The 366-nt window shown below is 68.3% G+C and carries 1 protein-coding gene; it reads left to right on the top strand.

All coding sequences use genetic code 11. The features are described 5' to 3' along the window. Window positions 1-346, top strand: a 346-nt coding sequence (locus AC1DYG_RS20805) for a hypothetical protein (protein WP_477641723.1), incomplete at its 5' end; no start/stop codon positions are given. Between the last annotated feature and the right edge of the window lie 20 nt (window positions 347-366).

Genomic DNA, 366 nt, shown 5'->3' with positions numbered 1-366 from the left:
GTACCTCTACGTGATGGCGAACAGCGCCGGCCCCAACCGCGACGTGGTCGCCGAGTCGGAACGGATGATCGCCGAACTGCTCTCCGCCGTGCTGGGCGAGCGGTTGCGGCTGATGGAGATGGACTCGGGCGGCGCCGTGCCGTGGGCCTACGGGATCGTCGGGGCGGTCCAGTTGGCCACCCACTGGTGGATCTCCAACAAGTCGATGACCGCCGAGGACCTCATCGACTACCTGACCATGATGACCTGGGGCGGGGTCACGGGAATCGCCGCCGTCGCCGGATCGCCGGCCCGTTTCAAGACCATCCCGCACCCGCTGGTGCCCGATGCCACCGAGGACCGCTGACCTCCCCGCCACCCTTGTGT

This window comes from Pedococcus sp. P1_H8, from assembly GCF_056405175.1.
Note: the sequence above shows the minus strand (reverse complement) of the source record. Positions and strands in the feature narration are given on the sequence as shown.